The organism is Chitinophaga sp. RCC_12, from assembly GCF_041360695.1.
GTDB lineage: Bacteria > Bacteroidota > Bacteroidia > Chitinophagales > Chitinophagaceae > Chitinophaga.
In genome coordinates, this window is record NZ_JBFUPS010000001.1 from 171,665 (window position 1) to 192,374 (window position 20,710).

At 47.7% G+C, this 20,710-nt stretch carries 18 protein-coding genes; 9 read left to right on the forward strand and 9 right to left on the reverse strand.

The window, feature by feature from the left end; genetic code table 11:
* Entirely contained in the window at positions 1 to 603 is a 603-nt protein-coding gene (locus AB6805_RS00685) for a short chain dehydrogenase (protein ID WP_370907535.1), read from the forward strand.
* A 3-nt stretch (positions 604 to 606) separates the two neighbouring features.
* Here AB6805_RS00685 and AB6805_RS00690 read toward each other — a convergent pair whose 3' ends face one another.
* On the reverse strand, positions 607 to 987 hold the full coding sequence (locus AB6805_RS00690) for a winged helix-turn-helix transcriptional regulator (RefSeq protein WP_370907536.1): 381 nt from the start codon (positions 985 to 987) through the stop codon (positions 607 to 609).
* A 78-nt stretch (positions 988 to 1,065) separates the two neighbouring features.
* Between AB6805_RS00690 and AB6805_RS00695 the strand changes: the two genes are divergently transcribed.
* Together AB6805_RS00695 and AB6805_RS00700 are read left to right on the forward strand one after the other, a co-directional pair.
* Positions 1,066 to 2,109, forward strand: a complete 1,044-nt coding sequence (locus AB6805_RS00695) for a zinc-binding alcohol dehydrogenase family protein (protein WP_370907537.1) — start codon at positions 1,066 to 1,068, stop codon at positions 2,107 to 2,109.
* Between the two features lie 27 nt (positions 2,110 to 2,136).
* Positions 2,137 to 3,225 carry a mechanosensitive ion channel family protein gene (locus AB6805_RS00700; protein WP_370907538.1) on the forward strand — a complete coding sequence of 363 codons (1,089 nt, stop codon included), beginning with the start codon at positions 2,137 to 2,139 and terminating at the stop codon, positions 3,223 to 3,225.
* Here AB6805_RS00700 and AB6805_RS00705 read toward each other — a convergent pair.
* The 4 genes from AB6805_RS00705 to AB6805_RS00720 form a co-directional block, all read right to left on the reverse strand.
* Positions 3,217 to 3,690, reverse strand: a complete 474-nt coding sequence (locus AB6805_RS00705) for a GNAT family N-acetyltransferase (protein WP_370907539.1) — start codon at positions 3,688 to 3,690, stop codon at positions 3,217 to 3,219. The two genes, AB6805_RS00700 and AB6805_RS00705, sit on opposite strands and share 9 nt — an antisense overlap.
* 156 nt (positions 3,691 to 3,846) lie before the next feature.
* Positions 3,847 to 6,471, reverse strand: a complete 2,625-nt coding sequence (locus AB6805_RS00710; RefSeq protein ID WP_370907540.1) for a glycoside hydrolase family 2 TIM barrel-domain containing protein — start codon at positions 6,469 to 6,471, stop codon at positions 3,847 to 3,849.
* 163 nt (positions 6,472 to 6,634) lie between these two features.
* Positions 6,635 to 7,078: an SRPBCC domain-containing protein gene (locus AB6805_RS00715; RefSeq protein WP_370907541.1), complete on the reverse strand. Its 444-nt coding sequence runs from the start codon at positions 7,076 to 7,078 to the stop codon at positions 6,635 to 6,637.
* A 2-nt stretch (positions 7,079 to 7,080) separates the two neighbouring features.
* A complete protein-coding gene (locus AB6805_RS00720) occupies positions 7,081 to 8,073 on the reverse strand; it encodes a GlxA family transcriptional regulator (RefSeq protein ID WP_370907542.1) in 993 nt (330 codons plus the stop codon).
* Positions 8,074 to 8,195: 122 nt separating this feature from the next.
* Here AB6805_RS00720 and AB6805_RS00725 point away from each other — a divergent pair, with 122 nt between their 5' ends.
* The gene (locus AB6805_RS00725; protein ID WP_370907543.1) at positions 8,196 to 8,615 is read left to right on the forward strand and encodes a VOC family protein; all 420 of its coding nucleotides are present in this window, start codon (positions 8,196 to 8,198) and stop codon (positions 8,613 to 8,615) included.
* A gap of 4 nt (positions 8,616 to 8,619) precedes the next feature.
* On the opposite strand, the gene AB6805_RS00730 is transcribed toward AB6805_RS00725, so the two are convergent.
* Positions 8,620 to 9,096, reverse strand: coding sequence for a VOC family protein (locus AB6805_RS00730; protein WP_370907544.1), 477 nt, complete (start codon positions 9,094 to 9,096; stop codon positions 8,620 to 8,622).
* 321 nt (positions 9,097 to 9,417) lie between these two features.
* Positions 9,418 to 10,575, reverse strand: a complete 1,158-nt coding sequence (locus AB6805_RS00735) for an MFS transporter (RefSeq protein ID WP_370907545.1) — start codon at positions 10,573 to 10,575, stop codon at positions 9,418 to 9,420.
* 118 nt (positions 10,576 to 10,693) lie between these two features.
* Here AB6805_RS00735 and AB6805_RS00740 point away from each other — a divergent pair, with 118 nt between their 5' ends.
* Positions 10,694 to 11,581, forward strand: a complete 888-nt coding sequence (locus AB6805_RS00740) for a LysR family transcriptional regulator (protein WP_370907546.1) — start codon at positions 10,694 to 10,696, stop codon at positions 11,579 to 11,581.
* Between the two features lie 54 nt (positions 11,582 to 11,635).
* A complete protein-coding gene (locus AB6805_RS00745) occupies positions 11,636 to 12,469 on the forward strand; it encodes a ThuA domain-containing protein (RefSeq protein ID WP_370907547.1) in 834 nt (277 codons plus the stop codon).
* A 40-nt stretch (positions 12,470 to 12,509) separates the two neighbouring features.
* Here the strand turns inward: AB6805_RS00745 and AB6805_RS00750 are convergent, their stop codons facing one another.
* Both AB6805_RS00750 and AB6805_RS00755 read right to left on the reverse strand, forming a co-directional pair.
* Complete coding sequence (locus AB6805_RS00750) at positions 12,510 to 13,676, reverse strand: hypothetical protein (RefSeq protein ID WP_370907548.1); 1,167 nt, start codon at positions 13,674 to 13,676, stop codon at positions 12,510 to 12,512.
* A 771-nt stretch (positions 13,677 to 14,447) separates the two neighbouring features.
* Positions 14,448 to 16,829 carry a glycoside hydrolase family 2 protein gene (locus AB6805_RS00755; RefSeq protein ID WP_370907549.1) on the reverse strand — a complete coding sequence of 794 codons (2,382 nt, stop codon included), beginning with the start codon at positions 16,827 to 16,829 and terminating at the stop codon, positions 14,448 to 14,450.
* Positions 16,830 to 17,135: 306 nt separating this feature from the next.
* Here AB6805_RS00755 and AB6805_RS00760 point away from each other — a divergent pair, with 306 nt between their 5' ends.
* The 3 genes from AB6805_RS00760 to AB6805_RS00770 are packed head-to-tail and all read left to right on the forward strand — an operon-like array spanning position 17,136 to position 20,533.
* Positions 17,136 to 18,584 (forward strand): circularly permuted type 2 ATP-grasp protein, encoded by a 1,449-nt coding sequence (locus tag AB6805_RS00760; RefSeq protein ID WP_370907550.1) that lies wholly within the window; start codon positions 17,136 to 17,138, stop codon positions 18,582 to 18,584.
* Between the two features lie 16 nt (positions 18,585 to 18,600).
* Positions 18,601 to 19,536 (forward strand): alpha-E domain-containing protein, encoded by a 936-nt coding sequence (locus tag AB6805_RS00765; RefSeq protein ID WP_370907551.1) that lies wholly within the window; start codon positions 18,601 to 18,603, stop codon positions 19,534 to 19,536.
* A 13-nt stretch (positions 19,537 to 19,549) separates the two neighbouring features.
* Complete coding sequence (locus AB6805_RS00770; RefSeq protein WP_370907552.1) at positions 19,550 to 20,533, forward strand: transglutaminase domain-containing protein; 984 nt, start codon at positions 19,550 to 19,552, stop codon at positions 20,531 to 20,533.
* Positions 20,534 to 20,710: the final 177 nt, after the last annotated feature.

Below are 20,710 nucleotides of genomic sequence, written 5' to 3' on the forward strand. Positions count from 1 at the left end.
ATGAAGATACTTATCATAGGCACTACCGGCGCCATTGGCAGTAAAGTAAAAGAGGCGTTGGCGGCAAAACATGAAGTGATCAGCGCAGGCCGCAGCAGCGGCGATATCCAGGTGGATCTTACCGATGCCGCTTCCATTGAAAACATCTACAGATCCACACCCGGTATAGATGCGGTGATTGTTACGGCCGGCTCTTCCGGCATGGAAAGCTTTCAAACCCTTTCCGAAAAAAGTTTGCTGCCAGGCATCCAATCCAAACTACTCGGACAAGTAAATGTAGTATTGATTGGCCAGCATTACCTGAATGAAGGCGGCTCTTTCACGCTCACGTCCGGCATACTGGCCGATGAACCCGCCCGGGATGCCGCTGCAGGCTCGCTGGTGAGCGGCGCTGTGAATAGTTTTACAATAGCAGCGGCCACTGAGTTGAAAAGGAACTTGCGGATCAATGCCGTGAGCCCGGGATTGGCAGCCGATTCTGCGGATGCGATTGCGCATTTGTTTCCCGGCTTTAACCCGGTGCCCATGCAGAAGCTGGTAAACGCTTACCTCAAAAGTGTGGAAGGAGTAGTAACCGGGCAAATTATCCGGGTACATGAGTAAGCGCTATGCAGATATCGCCGATTTTACTTTTTCACGGTGACAAAGCCCCCACGCTACCAGGTTTTCTGCCACGGGGAGAATAGTTTGTCCGTATGGTGTAATGGCATACGCCACGGTTACCGGTTTGGTGGCCAGCACCGTACGGGTCACCAGGAAATTGATCTCCAGTAGCTTTAGCTCCTTCGATAACATTCGTGCAGAGATGCCATTGATTTCCCGCAGCATTTTTTTAAAGTGATTGCTTTGCTCCGTGCGGTTGGCCAGGTACCGCAGTAACTGCAGTTTCCATTTGCCGCTGAACAGTTCAATGCTGTCGCGCATGGCCGTGAGTTCTTCCTCACAGGTGGCTTCCCGTATCTGCCCTTTGATGTTGATTGTTGCCATATAGGTTATCCTCATGTAACCGGTTACCTCCGGTATACCTATAGCAAAGGTAACCCAACATAGTAATAATTTTGCGGGATGAAACATCAAATGCAGGCAATCATATTAAACGATTTCGGCGGTGTAGAGAATTTCTCCATGACTACCATGCCGGTACCTCAGCCAGGCGATGATGCCGTGCTGGTGCAAATTGCAGCTACTGCCTTTAACCCGATTGATTACCAGATCAGGCAAGGCGCTACAGAACGCAAACGCATGCACTCCCCGGTGCTGGGCCGCGAATTTTCAGGTGTGGTCGTGAAAACAGGCAAAGATGTTACACAATTCAGTCCTGGCGACGCCGTAATGGCGGCATCCGGCAGCATGGGCTCCAATGGCACTTACGCGGAATATATCAGCGTGCCGCAGCACATACTGGCGCATAAACCGGCGGATATTCCCTTTGCAACAGCCGCTGCTATTCCAACGGGCTCCCTTACGGCATTGCAATGCATAAACAGGCTCGGACTTCCTCCGCAGGCAGCTGTTTTGATCACCGGCGCAGCCGGAGGCGTAGGACTGGTACTGGTAAAACTGTTGCTGCACGCAGGTTTTACGCGACTGCTGGCCACCGCGGGTAACGAAGAAAGTACGCAACAGCTGATCAACGCCGGACTACCCATCTCCCAAATTATCAATTACCGGCAAAGCGGATTATTGCAGGCAATACTGCATCAACAGGAAGGAAAACTGTTTGACGCATGTATTGATCTCGTAGGCGGGCAGATGTCTGAAACAGGGGCAGCACTGCTTGCTACCAATGGCATTTACCAGGACGTAACAGCGCTTACCACGGCAGCAGCCAGGGAAACCTTGTTCAACAAAGGCGCAGTAATCATGAATATTTCCAACTATGCATATTCGCTTACCGGGAATTTTAAATATTATGGAGATGGCCTCCGGCAGATAACCACGTTATTGGAAACCGGCGCCCTGTTACCTTCACCCGTATGGATCACCGGCGGATTTAGCGTGGATACCGTACAGCAGTCGCACCAACTGCTGGAACTCAACCAGAGCAAGGGCCGCAAGCTGGTGATGACTGTATTTTCTAATGATAACTTAATGACGGAAGGGATATAACGGCATCATGTTTGAGGCAAGGCGCGCATGTGGAATCAACTTATTGAAAATGCGGACCACCTGCCTAATTTCCTATGGAACCTTATACTGGCGGGGATTGCAGTCATCACAGGATGGCTGATCAAATATCTGTTATCGATTTTTTTACGTCAATCTGTACGAACACAGCAGGACTTCTCTTTAATACATACTATCCTTTTCCGTCTTGGAAAAGCGTTCAACTATTTCCTGCCGTTGTTGCTGCTCAACATGGCAATCCCACTGATGCGGGTACACCAGCAATATGTGCCAACGCTGAGTAAAATAGCAGAAATAGCGCTCACGCTTTCTTTTGCAGCCCTGGTGATCGGCGCCATCAAAGTGCTGGAGGACTATGTATACCATACCTACGACCTGAAGAAAGTGAACAACCTGAAAGAGCGTAAAATACGCACCCAGCTGCAGTTTATCCGTAAGGTATCTATTGCGCTGATATTGATACTGACGGCCTGTATTATTTTACTGAGCTTCGACAGCATGCGTAAACTCGGCGCAGGACTCCTCACTGGTGTGGGTGTGGGCGGTATCATCATTGGTTTTGCCGCACAGAAATCACTGGGCAACCTGCTGGCCGGCTTCCAGCTGGCATTTACACAACCTATCCGGATAGATGATGTGCTGGTGGTAGAAGGCGAATGGGGACGTGTGGAAGAAATTACCCTCACCTACGTGGTATTGAATATCTGGGATCAGCGTAAACTGATTTTACCGATTAATTATTTTATAGAGAAGCCTTTCCAGAACTGGACCCGCACCGGTTCAGAAATATTGGGCACCGCGTTCTTTTACCTTGACTATACCGTACCAGTGGACCAGGTGAGGGCCGAGTTTGAAAGGCTCCTGGATACCTCCCCGCTGTGGGACAAACGCGCAAAGGCCCTGCAGGTAACCAACACCAGCGAACGCACCATTGAAGTAAGGGCGCTGATGAGTGCTGCCAGTTCAGGCGAAGCCTTTGACCTGCGGTGTTATATCCGCGAAAATCTCGTTAAGTATATAAGAGAGCATCACCCTGACAGCCTCCCTAAAACCAGGGCCTATATTGAAAATAAGGACGACCGGCCTTTGTCAGTATAGCGATTTTTCCAACACGATCAGGTGCTTGCATTGAATACCATTTTCATAGATGGGCTCCGGGTAATGCGTGGTGAAATAGTTTTTCTTAATGGCTGTTATTTCAAATCCCTGGCGCTGGTATAAGTACAATTGAGCAATGCTGGAGTTGCCCGTGCCAATACAAAGCTTTTTAGAACCCCCTGCCCTGGCGCGTTGTGCAGCATCCTGCAGCAGGATTTTTCCCAGCCCCTTTCCCTGCCAGGCGGGGTTTACGGCAATGTTCTTAATTTCCAGTTCGTCGTTATCTTTCAACAATACATAGGCGCCAATCACCTGTTTCTTTGTTTCCAGCACATATACATCGCTGAAAGGGAGGTAACTGTTGATCATCGTTACAGATGGATCAGCCAGCAATAACAGGTCATAGGGCATCTTCTCGTTTGTGGCTAATTTCCGGATAGTTGTTTCTTCCTGCAGGGAGGTCATCGATAATTATTTTGTTGCTATAAATTGGAATAATAGGTATTTTCTTACAAACCGGTCCCGGGCAACAGCTACAAATAGGTTCAGGGAACAGATTAACAAAATGAATATACAAAAAAAACAGGCATCTGTTTACACAGATGCCTGCAATATGTTTGATTATTGAATAACGATATACTGGCGTTTTACATTCTGACCATAAATTTCTACCAGCGCATCCTTACTGGTGGCGGTTGCGCCGCCGCTGATGCTGATCGTTTTCTGTTCGCCTGGTAATACAGAAATATAATTATCGCTGTAAAATACCGGCAAGATCCTTTTCTTGTTCTGTGCATTTACCAGTGATACGCGGTTGAAAAATGCCACAGGGCCTCCTGCCGGGTTGCTGATGGTTACATCGATACTGTCGGCTCCCACTTTCACGGCCGTTACCTTCACGCCTGCTGCCGGCATTTGTGCTAACCCGGAATAATTTCCTTTGGCATCCGGCAACCAGTAAAGGTTTTCATCAACCACCTGCTGCGCGGCGTTGAGCAAACGCAAAGAGAAGAACAACCCCTGCTGCGCTTTTAATTTATCCAGGAGCGGTTTCATATTCATGAATGGCTGCACCGTGGTGGGCCCTACCTCTACAAATACCTGTGTGAGCAGGCTATCGTTGCCCTGCATGTCGTATGCTTTTAATTCCAGCATCAGGTCGCGGGCGTATTGAAAGGTGTTATTCACGGCCATCACCATCCCCTCTTCCGGGTTATACATCACATGCAGCGGGGTGGCTCCTTTGCGGGTACCATACAGGCAGGCATTCGGGTCGAGGTAGTAATCATACATCTGTCCGCGCAGGGCCGTCCAGGGGTTTTGTGTTTTCCAGATGATCACACCGGTATACCAATCCCACATATGTGAACTGAAGCCTTCCATTAAACCGCGGTACTGGTCGTAGTTTACCAGCTGTGCTTTGTTGGCCCACTCTCTTAAGTCATTTGTTTTCCCATAGGGATCCACAGCTTTGTTATAAGCGATATACTTATGGTAATCCCATACGGCGTCGGTTTTACCGGTTTGCGGATCAGGCGGCACCAGGTTTTCCGTGGGTAAAAATCTTTCCAGTGACTCATAATCGCCGGTGCCTACCGAACCTACTTCAGAGTTAAACGGAAAGGTGCGCGTGCTCCAGAAGGTAGACAATGGCTGAATACCGTAAGGACCGTCGCCGTTACCACCCAGCGTGTTGTGCGACATGCTGTCTGAATTGGAGTAGTCGAAGAAATAGCGGGTGCCGTCCAGTGACGGAATAATAGAATCCTTCATAGCGGCGAACAAATCCGCCGGAGGCGTAATTTCATTTCCTCCGCACCAGAAAGCCAGCGAGGCATGGTTGCGTAACATTTTCACCTGGTCGGCTACACTTTCGAGGAACAGGGAATGATTGTCGGGGTATTTGCGGCGGGTCCACTGGTCATCCTTTTTCATGGGGTCCTGCCATCTGCCGTTACAGTCGCCCGAGATCCAGAAGTCCTGGAACACCAGCAGGCCGTACTTATCACAGGCTTCATAGAACTCCGGTCTTTCCGTAAGACTGCCGCCCCAGATCCTGATGAGGTTCAGGTTCATATCGCGGTGGAAGCGCACTTCCGCGTCGTATCTTTCTTTCGTGAAGCGGAACATGGCATCGGAAGTGATCCAGTTGCCGCCTTTAATAAATATCTTCTGACCGTTGACCGCCACTTCCCTGCTGCCGGTGTGTGCATTCCAGTACGTTTGAATTTCACGCACGCCGAATGCTACATCTTCCAGGTCATCCGTTTTCCCGTTGTTTACAAATTGTAGCTGTAGCTGGTAGAGCGATTGCGGGCCATAGCCGGCGGGCCACCATAACAGTGGTTGTTTCAGCAACAAGCCAGGTAATTGCACGATAGCAGTAGCATGTGGCTGCAAGGCTACTTTCTTTGTGATGCGGTTCCCTGCGAGGGTGTATTGCAAAGTGCCCGTAACAACCCTGGCGGTAGCATTTTCCAGCGTGGCGCCCACTTGCAGGGTAGCCGGCGCCTGCGGGCCCTGTGACTGGCGGACGCCGGGTACGCGGGTAATGATGTGCGGGTCTTTAATCCTTACGGCGCCGGTTTTTTCAATGGTCACTTTATCCCATATGCCGGTGTTGCGGTCGCGCATGGGTTGGATCCAGTCCCACCCCGCAGTATACTGCGGACCGTTATTCTTTGCGATGGTACCATCGCCTCCCTGCCCGCCGTTGGGGTTACCCGGAAACTGGGGCGGGTACACGATTACGGCGAGACGGTTTTTACCGTTCTTCGCCAGGAAAGGAGTAATGTTATATGTTTGGCGGAGATAGGCGCCATAATGAGTGGTTTTATTTACGCGATGCCCGTTCAGATAAATATCGCAGCCATCGTTTACAGCCCTGAAGTGCAGCCATACCTGGGCGTCGCCGGTGGCCGGCTGTTCTGTAAAGTCCTTTACAAACCAGTAGGTGTAATGATCGCGGCCAACGTGATAGATATCCGGAATCTTTTCATTGTTCATGCCGTACATCGGATCGGGCACCTGTTTATTATCCAGCATCGTGGTGAGCACCGTGCCTGGTACGGTGGCCGGCGTCCAGCCGGAGAGTGTATAGCCTGGATCTGAGAGCTGCTGACCGGTAACTTTTACACCAGCAATATTGCTGCATTGCCATCCGCTGTTGAGTTCATATTTTTCCTGCGCTGATAATCTTAAAAAAGACAACATCAGCAGGCAGGAGATCGTTGATTTCCGAAACATAGTGCTTTTTATTTTTACGGCCCGTAGTTACCTGATACAATAACCGCAAAGATAGCACAACCGTATTCCGGATCAAAGCATGTTCACTTTTTTGGGCAGAAAACAGGAAACCCCTTCGCCTGCCGCTGCCGGCCGGCGAAGGGGAATATTAGTTGATAACAGCTTACTGCTGCTCTGATAATTCCTTTACTTTATCCAGTGCCAATGGCCATGCTTTATTGAAATAGTCCTTAAACTCGTCAGCCAGGTCCATTTCTACCAGTAACTCCGTTTTGCCGTTGACGTTAGTCAGCGTATAATTTTCATATGCGCCGGCCCAGGCTTTTACTTTGTCGCTGGTGAGGTCTTCCACGCCGTTATAAACTTCGCCCAGGTGTTGGAACGACATAAATTCATTAGGCACTTTATCCGCGATCCTAGCCACCATACCGCTGTTGCTTTTGCTATCGAGGAATAATACCTTACTGCCTTTTTCCCAGTTCGTTTCCACTTTGGAGCCTTCAGCAAAAGGAGCTGTCCATTGCGGATAAGAATTATCGCCCCAAAGTACTTCCCATACTTTTTCGCGTGGCGCATTGATGGTAGCTTTAAACGTTGTTTTTTCCATAACTATTCATTTACAGGGTTCATAATTTGTTTATTGTATTTGTTCCGGTATTCCAGTGGGGTAAGTCCTGTTACCTTTTTAAACATGGTCCTGAATGTTTTTGTATCGATATATCCTACATCGTAGATGACTTCGTTGACATTTTTTGTACTGGTTTCAAAATCGCGTTTGGCTGCTTCTATCTTTATCCGCTGAATATATTCTATCACCGTGTTACCGGTCGATTTTTTAAATCTTCTTTCAAAAGTCCTTCTCCCTATAGCCGACATATCAGACAGCTGTTCTACCGTGATCTTGTCCTGGTAACTGGATTCAATAAATTCCTGCGCTTTACGGATAGGTTCGTCGTTATGAGCTTTTTGTCCTTCGAAAATGATGAAAGGCGACTGGCTCTGGCGGTCTATATCAATGGCATATGCTTTGGCGGTAAGGATCGCAATATCCCTGCCGGCGTACTTCTCCACCAGGTAAAGGATGAGGTTGAGATAAGAATAGGCGCCGCCGCTGGTATAAATACGTTCTTCTTCCGTGATGATCCGGTTATCCATCAGGTTTACATCCGGGTACATGGTTCTGAACTCCCGGGCCATTTTCCAGTGCGTAGCACATTGTTTGCCTTTAAGGAGACCGGTAGCGGCGAGGAAAAAAGCGCCCAGGCATAAACTGGCCACGGATGCACCCTGCTCGTATTGCTGCCTGATCCAGGGAATAAAATCCTGGTTCATGGCGGCTGCGCGCGATTGATCCCCGTGCAGGGAAGGAATGATGATGAGGTCAGTTTTCTTTATATCGTTTATCAGCACCTCCGGGGAGATGGTAAATAAACGGTTACGCTGGCTTACTTCGGCGGTGATTCCAACCAGCTGTACCTGGAACATGGGCTCCCGGCCTTTTTCAGCGAGGAAGTTATTGATATCCGTTAAAATCTGGTAGCTGCCTTCGATGTTAACTAAACTGGTATGCCCGAGGGGAACCAGGATGGAAATATGTATCATACGCTGCAATTATAATAGTTTATGCCGCAATTACCCTGAGAATTGTCGCTTTACACCCCTGTTACTTCCCGTAACCCTTCCGATTTTTGCATTATAGTTTTCACACAAAAATCCGGTTAAAAATGACCATGATCCATACCTACCTTACTTTTAACGGTAACTGCCGGGAGGCAATGACTTTCTACAAAGATTGTCTGGGTGGAGAGCTGATGCTTCAAACCATCGGAGAATCGCCTGTTTCAGCAGAAATACCCGCTTTTATGAAGCCGTTTATATTACATTCCAGTCTTACCAAAGGCAGCCTGGTACTCACTGCATCCGACATGGTGCCTGACGCGGGACTTACGGCCGGCAATACCGTTTCTCTATTATTAAACTGCAACAGTGAAAACGAGGCCCGGACTTTTTATGCCCGTCTTTCCACGGATGGTATTCCTACACATCCGCTGGAAAGTACTTTCTGGGGGGCTTTATTCGGTGGGCTTACTGATAAGTTTGGTCTTCACTGGCTCATTAATTTTGAAGGTAACAGCCGGCAATAATTATTTACTTCCCGTTAAACGCTTTTTCCAGTGCTGCGATATCCAGCTTCACCATTTTCATCATGGCCTGCATCGCTCTGCCGGATTTTTCTTTATCAGGATCAGTCAACAATTTAGTCATGATGGTAGGCGTGATCTGCCAGGATAAGCCAAATTTATCTTTCAGCCAGCCGCATTGCACTTCGCTTCCGCCATCTGCAGTAAGCTTCGACCAGTAATAATCTACTTCTTCCTGGGTTTCGCAATATACCGTAAAGGAAACAGCTTCTGTAAACGGAAATTGCGGTCCGGCGTTAATCGCCAGGAACTCCTGTCCTTCCAGGCGAAAGGTAGCTGCAAGCAGTGTACCGGCAGGAATTCCCATTCCTTCCTGGTAATATGACTTATCGGTCACTTTTGAATTTTTGAAGACAGATGAGTAGAAGCTGATCGCCTCTTCCGCATTCATATTAAACCATAATGATGGGGTGATCTTTTGCATAACGATAGATTAGAATTTTACAGATTTTCATTTCGTTACAAAGATACCCGTCGTCTTTCTCTTATTGAAGGTGCAAAAGCGACATTCTTTGGGGGCACTTGCGACAATTGCGCGCGCGGAGGTTGTCTTACTCAGGATTCCCCGGATTTTACTGATTAGCTGGATTTTTACTTTTGGATTTTTTTGGATTTTTAGATTTAAAAAAATTAAGAGAGATGAAAGCGGATACATTCGCTTTATCTCCCTTAACTATATTATTAAAATATATTGTCAGGAAAATCTAAAAAAATCCAAAAGTAAAAATCCAGCTAATCAGTAAAATCAGCGTAATCCTGAGAAAGATAACCTCCGCGCTGTCAGCACTTCTTTGAGTCCCATCATGAGCAGGGAGCCGGCGCCGAAGAGCAGCATCACCCAGGGAGCATTATGGATGCCCTGCGAGGTGATGATCCAGCCGCTGACGGCCGTTCCCAGGGTAACGCCCATGTTGCCGAAAGAGATAGATAGGCTGGTGGCAAATCCCGGTGCTTCGGGCGCAGCGGCCACCATGTAGGCTTGCGCTGTAATAAAGCAGGGTGTGTGCAGGAAACCCCATACAATAACGAGTGGTACTGCAAACAGCGGCAGGTAGTAAATACCTATGGACACCAGCGTGATGGCGATGAGAGAGGCGGCCATTGTGCCGGTTACGCTTTTACTCAGCAGTTTACCGGCCAGGAAGTTGCCGGGCACGCCGGCGGCGCCAAACAGGAGCAGCATTACGCCCACCTCGCCGGTGGACATATGATTTACTTTCCCGAGATAGTCCGCAAAATAGCTGTAGGTGGAAAACATGGCCGACACCATAAACACGTTCATAATACTGCTGGCCAGGAAGGCGGGTTTGGTGAGTATTTTCAGCTGCGCGCCATAAGATGGTTTTTCTGTGGCCGGCATCGATGGCAGAAAAGCAAGGATGGCTATCAGCGCAATCGCACTTACAATGGTTTGCACTACAAACGATAACTGCCAGCTGTTATAGATCCCTGCCAGCCAGGTAGCAAACGGGATAGTCGTTACCGTTGCAATGGCAATCCCGCTCATCACGATGGCCATCATTTTATGCGTGTGCTTTTTATCGGCCGCACCGGTAGCTGCAGCGATAGCCGTGGAAATATATACCGGCTGCAGGAATGCCGGCAACATCCGCACCACCAGTAACAGCCAGAAGGGAGGTGATAAGGATGATACCACCCCTGTTATGAGAAAAATGGAAATGCTGACAGCCATCAGGGTTTTACGGTTACATCCCGATAACCAGAGCGTCATCAGGGGGCCTCCTAATGCAATAACCAGCGCGAATGCGCTTAACAGCGTTCCTGCCTGGTCGATAGAAATGTTGTAATACGCCGCCAGTTGCGGGAGTATACCAATAACACCAAATTCGGTGGTGATGATGCCGAGTAAACCAAGACTTCCGATATATGCGATTCTTTTCATTTGCTTTCTGTTGAATAATGCCGGACTTTTTTTTGCTGGTACAAAAGTGAGGATGTAAATCATATAAAGAAAATAATATGATTTATCAATCGTCATAAAAATATTTATAACTTGCGGGATGGTTAATCTGGAGTGGTACAGAACATTTAAAGCCGTATATCAAACCGGCTCACTGACGGCGGCATCAAAGATGCTGTTTATTTCGCAGCCGAATGTAAGTCAGCATTTATCCGCGCTGGAAGCGCATATCGGGAAACAGCTATTTGAGCGCAAACCCAAACTGGTGCCTACCGATTATGGTAAGTTATTTTATACGCAGGTAGTGGAGCCGCTGGAAAAGCTGGAGAATGTGGAAGCGGATTTCCGTTATTTCTGCATCACCAAACAGTTGCCGAATATCCACATCGGCGCCGTAAAAGAATATTTCCAGGCAGTAGTAGCCAAACGCATCAGCGAGGTGCCGGCGAATATTATCATTGAGTTTGGCCTGACCAAAGACCTGCTGCGGCGGCTGCAGAAAGGCGATCTTGATTTCCTCATTGCCACGCAGCTGATAGAAGAAAAGAACATCATCTACGAGCCCATTCTCCGGGAGCAGTTCCTGATTGTATCCCACCCGGATCTTGATACCAAACCATTTAAAAACTCCCTGAAGAAGAAATCACTGGATGAGGCAGAGTCGTGGCTGCTGAAACAGCCATGGTTTGCCTATAGCAGCGATCTGCCCGTGATACGGCGTTTCTGGCTGGAAAACTTCCGCAAGCGTCCCGCTATCAAACCACAGTTTATTATCCCGGATATGCAAACGATCCTGCAGGCGATCAGCTGCGGTAATGGGCTTACTATCACTGCGGATTACATGGTAAAAGAAGGCATTAAAAAAGGAGAACTGAAAGAAGTATGGCGGGGCAATGTACCCGCCAGCAATACGCTGTACCTTGCCTACGACAATACCCGGATGGCTACCGACCGGGTAAAAATTGTACGGGATCTGCTGCAGCTTTAACCCCTACTTAAAGAAATAGTTTATTTTGTAGTACTGAACGATCATTTACTATTTATGAAGCTAAGATTCCACCTAAGCACCCTTTGGCTTATTTTAAGCCTGTTTGGCAGCACCATGAGCCAGGCGCAATCCACTCCTCTCCGGTTCCGGATTATCGCCTTTTATACGGCTAAAAACGACCAGGCGCACATCAGTTTTGTACATGAAGCCAATAAGTGGTTCCCGGAGATGGCCGCCAAATATCATTTCAGCTATGACTCCACCAACAACTGGCAAAACCTGAACACGGCCTTCCTCTCTAAGTACCAGGTAGTGATTTTCCTGGATACACGCCCGGAAGACCCGGCGCAACGCGCCGCATTTCAGCAATACATGGAACATGGGGGTGGCTGGATAGGCTTTCACTTTGCGGCGTTTGCGCTCACCCCTTCGGATGTGCCTCAAAACTGGGACTGGTACCACAACACCTTCCTGGGTTCGGGTTCCTATGGCAGCAATACCTGGCGCCCTACCTCCGCTGTGCTGCGTGTGGAAGATCACCGGCATCCGGCCACCAAAAACCTGCCGGATACTTTCTCTGCCGCACCCAATGAATGGTACCGCTGGAGCAACGACCTGCGTAAAAACCCGGACATCAGCATACTGCTGTCGGTAGATTCCAGCAGCTTCCCGCTGGGCACCGGGCCAAAGCAGCACGAGATCTGGCACAGCGGCTATTATCCCGTTGTATGGACTAACAAAAAATATAAGATGCTATACCTGAATATGGGGCATAACGATATCGACTATGAACATCATACCAATAAGGAATTATCTTCCACGTTTGCGAATGAAACGCAGAACAGGCTGATACTGGATGCGCTGGAATGGATGGGGAGGAAGCAATAAAAGGCTACGCACCGGATGTATACTGGTGCGCAGCTTACAATTATTTAGCCTGCAAAGTGGCGATAGTTTGCTGTTGTGCTGCTACCTGTTTATTTAAGCGTTCTACGTTTTTGTTCAGCTGTATAATATACAGGGTGAGTTCTTCTACTTTTTTAAGCAACTGCTGATCAAATTCCCCCAGATCCAATCCTTTTTCAAGTACTTCTTTTTCGGAAGGAATGCCTTCCAGGTGTTTTTCGGTTGTTACAAAATGCTCTACCTCCTGCAGGGATGGCAACTCATACTCCGGATGAAATACATAATCAGCCCAGGCGCCTTGCTGTACCTTCACACGGCGTGCGCCAAGCGTGCCTTCTACCGTGAGTTTGTAGTTGGCAACCGGATTAGGACCTCCAATACTCATGTTGCCGGTATTTCCGTCAGCTACTAGAAAATAATTAGCCACGCCACTTCCGTCGGAGTTCATATTTGAAAAATACAAATTTGCACCGGAGGCGCCCAGGCCAAATGACCTTGAGGTGCTTGCAAACTCAATGGCGGCTGCATTATATAACTTTATTGATTTGCGCCAACCGTGGGTAGTCCAGGTTGGGCCTCCATCTATATCAAGCTTTGCAGCTGAGCTGAAAGTCCCCAGACTGAGATTCCCCTGTATTGCTATTGGGTCAGTTGCGGTAAATAACGCTACACTTGTCACATCATCATCTTTTACCATCAACAAGGATTCTCCACTCGCATAACCCGTAAATGAAAAGCCTAACATAGCATAGCTGTTAGCTATTTCAGCTGCCAGATAACTTTTCCCATTATAGACAAGCGTTACCAATCTTGCTATTTCGTTGTAGCTGATAATAGATCCTTTATTGGTGTTATTGGCTGTGGCAGTATTTACTTCAACCGTCCATCTCCTGTAATATGCTACAGTTCCTCCCCTTATACCGGTAATCTTTCCCATTACATGCATATCTACCATCGGGGTTCCTGTATAAATTTCATGCAGCAATATATAGGTAATCCCTTGCGAATCCTGCGACTGCCCAACAATAGGGCGGTTCACATAATAGTTACGGCCGTTATCAGATACCTGCAACTTACTTACAGGATTAAGCGTACCTATGCCTACATTGCCGGTAGTACCAATCACATTGGTCTGGGCCTTTACACTTGTAAAAGCGAATACAAAAAGTACAGGGAGTAATTTTTTCATGAGATTTTATTTTTCAGATATAGATTCCGGGCGGAGCAGAAAGCAAGACAAGGCTATGTTGCGAGTCAGGGATGCTACAATAACTGAAGGGTAACGGGTTAACCATTCTGTACACTTTCCGTCCGGGAACAAAGGAAAGGAGAAAGAACAAAAGTATTGCTCACACCTTTGTGTTAGTTAATCTATGCGAAGGTTGTCTTATTCAGGATTACTTTGATTATACTGATTACTTTGATTTTATTTTTTCTTTGGAGATGGGTATTTAAAAATATGGCGTGAAGATGGGATGGCCTATACTTCACACATGCCTTACACATGCTTTGCATTTACTTTATATGTGCTTTTGACCTGCTCTTGATGTGGAGATGACGTGGACTTGATCGGTAATGTATTGTTTATCAATACGCTATAGTGGGTTTTGAAATATTCTTTAGACGGGGTTCATCAGAGAAACAAACTGGATATCAATGCTTTAGCCACATTATAAAGATAAACATAATCAGGCAAAAAGACAACGGCCGCATTTTTTTAAATTTAAAAGATGGGGAAGATAAAAGCGGAGACGCGGATTTTGTCTTTCTCGCTGATTACGCTGATTATACTGATTACTTTGATTTTACTTTTTGGATTTTATAAGGATTTTAAAGGATTTGGGGAGATAAAAAGCGGATATATCCGCTAACATCTCCCCAAATCCTTTAAAATCAAAAAGTGATCAAATCAGCGTAATCAGTATAATCAGCGTAATCCTGAGAAAGACAAAATCCGCTCTTAATTCATAAACGCCTCTATCTTTTTCTTCTCATCCAATTTCACAAACTGGCCATATTTATCCAGGTACTCCCGTGCTACTGTTTTGAACCCGGCCTTATCCTGTTTATTGAGCAGATAGATGGTTTTTGCCCGCAGGTATATTTCCTCGCCGGGCGCGCCGTAGGGCTTTACAGCAGCATAAATGGCGGCCCAGTCGGGGTTAGCGCCATTATCCGGTACAGCGGGTGCAATCAGGTCCTGGTAAATAAGGTTCATCATTTTTACGGCCGATTGCCTGGCGCCCATAGCTTTATCGATGGCTTCCATGTTATCGCGGATAATGGAGAAGCCGGTGTCGCGGGTGCTGCCGGTTACCTGCATTACATAACGAAGGTCTTCTTCCGAATACGGCTGTTTCATTACCGCGAAATAGTCGGCTCCTGCCAGGGCGGCGCCGTCTTTATCGCCGGCCTGCACGGCCAGCATGGCCAGCTTTCTCAAAAATTCCGGATCTTTTTTACCATCAATGTACTCCTGCAACATGGCGCTGTAAATAGCGGTAGGTTCTGTGAGATCGGCGTCCTGCGCAGCGACTGCGGGAATGGCGCCCATGTCTTTATTGAGGGGCGCATGGATTTTTCTTATTTCGGCAAACGGAATTTTCACTACTTCACGGTCGTAGGTGAGCAGTCCGTTTTGTTCTCCTTCCACATCAAAGGGTTGGGTATAGATGCTGGCAGATAAGCCTTGCCGTTCCAGTAATTGCAGGTGCTGGTTCATGACGGCGTATTTCGATTTCAGTGCGCCTGGCTTTTCCTGGATGTATCCCCAGGCGGTATTGGTATTCCACTGATGATCGGCGATGAATACGCCGATGCCTCCGAATTCACCCAATACGCGGGCCTTTCCGGGCATTTTAATAGCGTTCATGGGATTGGGATAACTGTGTACATCGGTCAGATCGGCGCCAACGTATGCATCCGGACTCGGACTTCGGAGTTTTTCATTTACATACAGGTATTCGCCGGAGTGGCCGTTGACGAGGCGGGAAGGATCGCTGCGTTTGATCCATTCCGTTAAACGCTGCTGATCAAACTGTCCCCATTTTTCGTTGAACAATACCCAGGTAGTAACGCAGGGGTAGTTGTGCAGTTGAGCCAGCGTTTCTTTGCATTGCTGTTCAAAGGCGGCTTTGGCGCCTTCCGGCAAGCTGTGATTGGGACTTACCATATCCTGCCATACCAGCATGCCGAGCTTATCTGCCCAATAGTACCAGCGGTCCGGCTCCACTTTAATATGTTTACGGATGGTATTAAAGCCCATTGCTTTGATGGCTTTGATATCAAATGCCAGCGCTTCGTCGGTAGGCGCAGTGTATAAACCATCGGGCCAGAAACCCTGATCCAGTGTGCCAAGGTTGAAGTAAGGTTTGTTGTTGAGGAAAATGCGGTCCACTCCTTTTTCATCTTTTGCGATGGATACTTTGCGCATACCGAAATAACTTTTCACTTCATCTTTAACGGTATTGCCTTTCAGCAATTTCACGGAAAGGTCGTACAGGAAAGGGTTGCCGGGCGACCACAACGTGGGATTTTCCAGCTTCAGCAGCAGTGGTGCGCCGCTTTTGCCTTTCACTTTGCCTGCGGGCTTACCGTTGGCAGAGGCGATGGCTTCTACGGTGTATCCGGCAGGTGCGCTTACGGTGAGGTTCAGTTGTTGCTTGTCTATATCCGGCGTGAAATTTAACCCGGAGATATAATCTGTTGGCACTTTCTCCAGCCATACGGTTTGCCAGATACCGGAGCTGGGGGTATAATAAATATTAGCGGGGTTGAGTACCTGCTTACCGGAAGGGCCTACGCCCCTGTCGGATGGATCGTAGATCTTCAGCACCAGGATGTTTTCGCCATTCTTTACGGCATTAGTGATATCGATGGTAAACGACGTATAGCCGCCGGTGTGACCACCCACTTCTTTCCCGTTGAGATATACTTTGCTTTGCCAGTCGACCGCACCAAAATGCAGCAGTGTTCTTTCGCCGGCAGCCTGGCTGATATCAATTTTGCGGCGGTACCACAGTCGTTGTTCGGGAAGCAATGTTTTCTTTACGCCCGACAAGGCCGATTCCAGGGGATAAGGCACGAGTATTTGTCCTTCGAAGTTGTATGGCGCCGCTTCATCAGCGCCGGTGATGGCATATTCCCAGAGGCCATTAAGGTTTTGCCAGTTGCCCCGTTCCAGCTGTGGACGCGGATAAGCGGTGAGTGCATTTTGCGGGCTCACTTCTTTAGCCCACCTGGATTGAATAGCAACGGGCTTCATTTTATACGTGGTTTGTGCCTGTAGCGGGCAAAGGCCGGATAATAGCAGCGCAGCGGCCAGTAATGGTGTTCTCATCATGGAGTTACTTATTTCTTTGTGGTTAAATTGAGTGGTTGACAGGGTTGTGATCTTCAGTTCATCTTAATGGCTAAAACAGGTAAGGCAGCAAAATATACATAATTCCCGACGAATAAACGGACTTAACTTTTAAGGTTTGTTAATCTGTATATTTTGCATTTTCATTAATATTATATTTTACAATAATGTTATATAATCATCTCTATAATTAAAAAATAAACAACCTCTCTTTATTATAATTAATATTTTATTCATAAATTATACAAAAACAATCTCATCCCATGGCATAATTAAAATATTACTAAAATGAATACTATAAACCTCAACCGCTATGATCACATCTCCGATACCTGGGATGAAATGTACATCGCCGATAATCACCTCCGGGAACAATACCACCGGATTATCAGCTACCTGGAGAATGAATCTGCCAACGACCTCAATAAAAAAGAAGAACTGGCGAAACGGCTGTTTATGAGCCAGGGGATTACCTTTACGGTATACGACAGCGGAGAAGGGATTGAAAAAATCTTTCCGTTTGATATCATCCCCCGCATCATCACCTGCGCCGAATGGACCTTTATTGAAAAAGGCATTAAACAACGCCTGAAGGCACTGAACCTTTTTCTGAAAGATGTATATAATAACCAGTTTATTATCCGCGATGGCGTGATCCCCGCTTCACTGATCTACTCCTGCCCCCATTTCCTGCGGGAAATGCACCAGCTGAATGTACCTTACGACATCTACATCCATATTGCGGGGATAGACCTTATCCGGGATTACGACGGCACCTTTTATGTACTGGAAGATAACCTCCGCACGCCTTCCGGCGTAAGCTATATGCTGGAGAACCGCGAAATCACCAAGCGGCTTTTCCCCGATCTCCTGCCCCAATGCAAAGTGCGCAGCGTAACGGAATACCCGTCTATTCTCTATAAAAACCTGCTGTCACTGTCGCCGCGGGCTGTCGCTAATCCTACCATCGTTTTGCTCAGCCCGGGTATGTACAACTCCGCCTACTATGAACACACCACGCTGGCCCGTCTCATGGGTGTGGAACTGGTGGAAGGCCGCGACCTGGTAGTGCGTGATCAGAAGGTATACATGAAAACCACCACCGGTCTGCAACAGGTAGATGTGATCTACCGGCGTGTGGATGATGAGTTCATAGATCCGCTGGTGTTCAACCCTAAAAGTGTGCTCGGCGTGGCCGGCCTCATGAGCGCCTACCGCAAAGGCAATGTAGCCATCATCAACGCCACCGGCAACGGCGTAGCCGATGATAAAGCCGTATACAGCTATGTGCCGGACATGATCAAATATTACCTGAATGAAACTCCGCTGCTGCAAAACGTACCTACCTATAGTTTGGGTAACCCGGAACATAAGGAATACGTCTTCCAGAACATGCATAAAATGGTGATCAAAAAAACCAACGGAAGCGGCGGCTACGGCATGTTAATGGGGCATGCGGCCTCGGAATCAGAAATAGAAAATTATAAAAAAGAAATACTGAAAGATCCCCGCAATTTCATCGCACAGCCCACTATCAGCCTGTCTACCGCCCCTTGTTACCTCGATGGTATGCTGCAACCACGCCGGGTGGACCTGAGACCTTATGCCCTCGTTGGGCCGGACGGCATCTCTATTGTTCCCGGCGGATTAACCAGGGTAGCCCTGAAAGAAGGCTCCCTCGTAGTAAACAGCTCACAGGGTGGCGGCAGTAAAGACACCTGGGTACTGGCATCATAAACTAAAACACAAGCCTATGTTAAGCAGAGTAGCCTCCAGTTTATATTGGTTGAGCAGGTATGTAGAAAGAAGCGATGGTATTTTAAGAATGCTGAAAATAAACTACGCATCTTCACAGGACACCATCCAGGAATTCACCTGGACGCCGGTGATCCGTATTTCTTCCGGCAGAAATGAAGCTGAAATATCTTCTATCAAAAATGATAGCCGGTCGGTGATCGAGTACCTGCTCTTTAACCGCGACAATCCCAATTCTATCATCAACATGATCACGCTGGCCCGTGAAAATGCCCGGAGCGTGCAGGAACACATTGCGAAAGACCTCTGGCAGTGCCTCAATGAATACTACCATACCGTAAAAGATCCAAAGCTGCTCTGGTATGTACAAAAAGATGATCCTGTTACCGCGCTGGATATCCTTATCAAACAGGTAATGCTTTATTACGGCACCGCAGGCAGTATCATGGAAAGAGGTGAAAGCAGGAGCTTTATGAGCATTGGTAAATATTTGGAGAGAAGTATACAGTCCGTCGATATCCTGGACATCAAGTTTATCTCTATCTCCAATAATCCCGACCTGCTCACGGATACCTCTTACTGGCAACACTTGCTTTTATCGCTGGGCGGTTATGAGCTTTACCTGAAAACCTACCGTAAAGGCTTTGAAGCGGAAAACGTGCTGGAACTGGTCATGCTCAACAACGATTTTCCCCGGTCGGCAAAATATTCGGTCAATAATATTTACCGGTATTTCGAACGATTGAAAAGCGATAAAAATATTGAACACTATAATAAATTGTCGTTTAATATCGGGCGACTGAACAGTACCATCACCTACAGCTCCGTAAACAGTATGAAAGCGGAAGGGCTGCATCCCTATCTTGTTAAAATCAGGAGTGAGCTGTATGGCATCGGGAACCTGCTGAATGAATACTATTTCGCAAACGCTTAACCATCTCATTATTATGCCTGTTTTCAGAATAAAACATATCACGCATTACACGTATGAAACACCGGTGCGGGACAGTGCCAACCAGATCATTTTGTATCCTGTAAAAGACGATTACCAGAGAGTGATCAAACATGATCTGAGTATCTCCCGTCACCCGGAAGTGGAAACGTTCAAAGATTATTATGGCAATGAAGTAGGTATTTTCACCCAAACGGATCCGCATCATGAATTAAAAATTTTCTCGGCCATTGTTGTGGAAACCATTCCGCGGCCGCTGCCCGCCGATGTGCTCCTTCCTGCTACCCAATGGCAGATGCTCGAGGACATCCGCTACGACGTAGCATTCATTGATTATCTCAAACAGGAATTTTTTGAAAGCGTGGCCTCTTTACGGCAAATTTCGCTGGACCTGAAGGAAGACACCGATACGCCGTTCAAAACAGCGGTGCGTTTCTGCGATTATGTATACACGCATTTCGATTATATCAAAGGCGTTACCACCGTCGACAGTACCCTTGATGAGATCCTGCTGTTACAGGCAGGCGTATGCCAGGATTTTGCGCATCTGTTAACCGCGATGCTGCGGTTCACTCAAATTCCGGCGAGGTATGTGAGCGGGTATATTTGCCCGAATAAAAACGGTATGCGGGGCGAGGGCGCCACCCATGCCTGGGCGGAAGTGTACATTCCCGAGTATGGCTGGCTGGGGCTGGATCCCACCAACAATTGCATCGCGGGGGAGAACCATGTAAAGCTGGCAGTAGGGCGTAACTTCAGCGACTGCTCACCGGTGAAGGGCGTATACAGCGGCGGCGCAGGCCATACCCTGGATGTAACGGTATCAGTGGGTTACGACGACCAGGACCAGTTTGATCCTGAGCCATTTTTTCCTGCCCAGCCTGCCATGAGCAGTACTGTTGCGGCCGAGCCTGTAAAAAATAGTTATCAGCGCCACCTGGAAGAAATGATGATACAGCAACAGCAACAACAGCAATGAATTCCCGGATTACACCGGCCAATGGCGGGATATCGTCTGCCGGGCCCGCCGGCGCCGGTTTGGCCCGCTAAAGCAATATTCTCATTTATATCTTAAAACAATTTGATAATTCACAAATAAAGAAAAATTTATATAGTTTTGCCTTGACCCTTTATGGGAGAACGATCACTACAACTG

Bases quoted from the DNA above. Each gene is read 5' to 3' on its own strand.
- AB6805_RS00685 (WP_370907535.1), top strand. From the start codon at position 1: ATGAAGATACTTATCATAGGCACTACCGGCGCCATTGGCAGTAAAGTA.
- AB6805_RS00690 (WP_370907536.1), bottom strand. From the start codon at position 987: ATGGCAACAATCAACATCAAAGGGCAGATACGGGAAGCCACCTGTGAG.
- AB6805_RS00695 (WP_370907537.1), top strand. From the start codon at position 1,066: ATGAAACATCAAATGCAGGCAATCATATTAAACGATTTCGGCGGTGTA.
- AB6805_RS00700 (WP_370907538.1), top strand. From the start codon at position 2,137: ATGTGGAATCAACTTATTGAAAATGCGGACCACCTGCCTAATTTCCTA.
- AB6805_RS00705 (WP_370907539.1), bottom strand. From the start codon at position 3,690: ATGACCTCCCTGCAGGAAGAAACAACTATCCGGAAATTAGCCACAAAC.
- AB6805_RS00710 (WP_370907540.1), bottom strand. From the start codon at position 6,471: ATGTTTCGGAAATCAACGATCTCCTGCCTGCTGATGTTGTCTTTTTTA.
- AB6805_RS00715 (WP_370907541.1), bottom strand. From the start codon at position 7,078: ATGGAAAAAACAACGTTTAAAGCTACCATCAATGCGCCACGCGAAAAA.
- AB6805_RS00720 (WP_370907542.1), bottom strand. From the start codon at position 8,073: ATGATACATATTTCCATCCTGGTTCCCCTCGGGCATACCAGTTTAGTT.
- AB6805_RS00725 (WP_370907543.1), top strand. From the start codon at position 8,196: ATGACCATGATCCATACCTACCTTACTTTTAACGGTAACTGCCGGGAG.
- AB6805_RS00730 (WP_370907544.1), bottom strand. From the start codon at position 9,096: ATGCAAAAGATCACCCCATCATTATGGTTTAATATGAATGCGGAAGAG.
- AB6805_RS00735 (WP_370907545.1), bottom strand. From the start codon at position 10,575: ATGAAAAGAATCGCATATATCGGAAGTCTTGGTTTACTCGGCATCATC.
- AB6805_RS00740 (WP_370907546.1), top strand. From the start codon at position 10,694: ATGGTTAATCTGGAGTGGTACAGAACATTTAAAGCCGTATATCAAACC.
- AB6805_RS00745 (WP_370907547.1), top strand. From the start codon at position 11,636: ATGAAGCTAAGATTCCACCTAAGCACCCTTTGGCTTATTTTAAGCCTG.
- AB6805_RS00750 (WP_370907548.1), bottom strand. From the start codon at position 13,676: ATGAAAAAATTACTCCCTGTACTTTTTGTATTCGCTTTTACAAGTGTA.
- AB6805_RS00755 (WP_370907549.1), bottom strand. From the start codon at position 16,829: ATGATGAGAACACCATTACTGGCCGCTGCGCTGCTATTATCCGGCCTT.
- AB6805_RS00760 (WP_370907550.1), top strand. From the start codon at position 17,136: ATGAATACTATAAACCTCAACCGCTATGATCACATCTCCGATACCTGG.
- AB6805_RS00765 (WP_370907551.1), top strand. From the start codon at position 18,601: ATGTTAAGCAGAGTAGCCTCCAGTTTATATTGGTTGAGCAGGTATGTA.
- AB6805_RS00770 (WP_370907552.1), top strand. From the start codon at position 19,550: ATGCCTGTTTTCAGAATAAAACATATCACGCATTACACGTATGAAACA.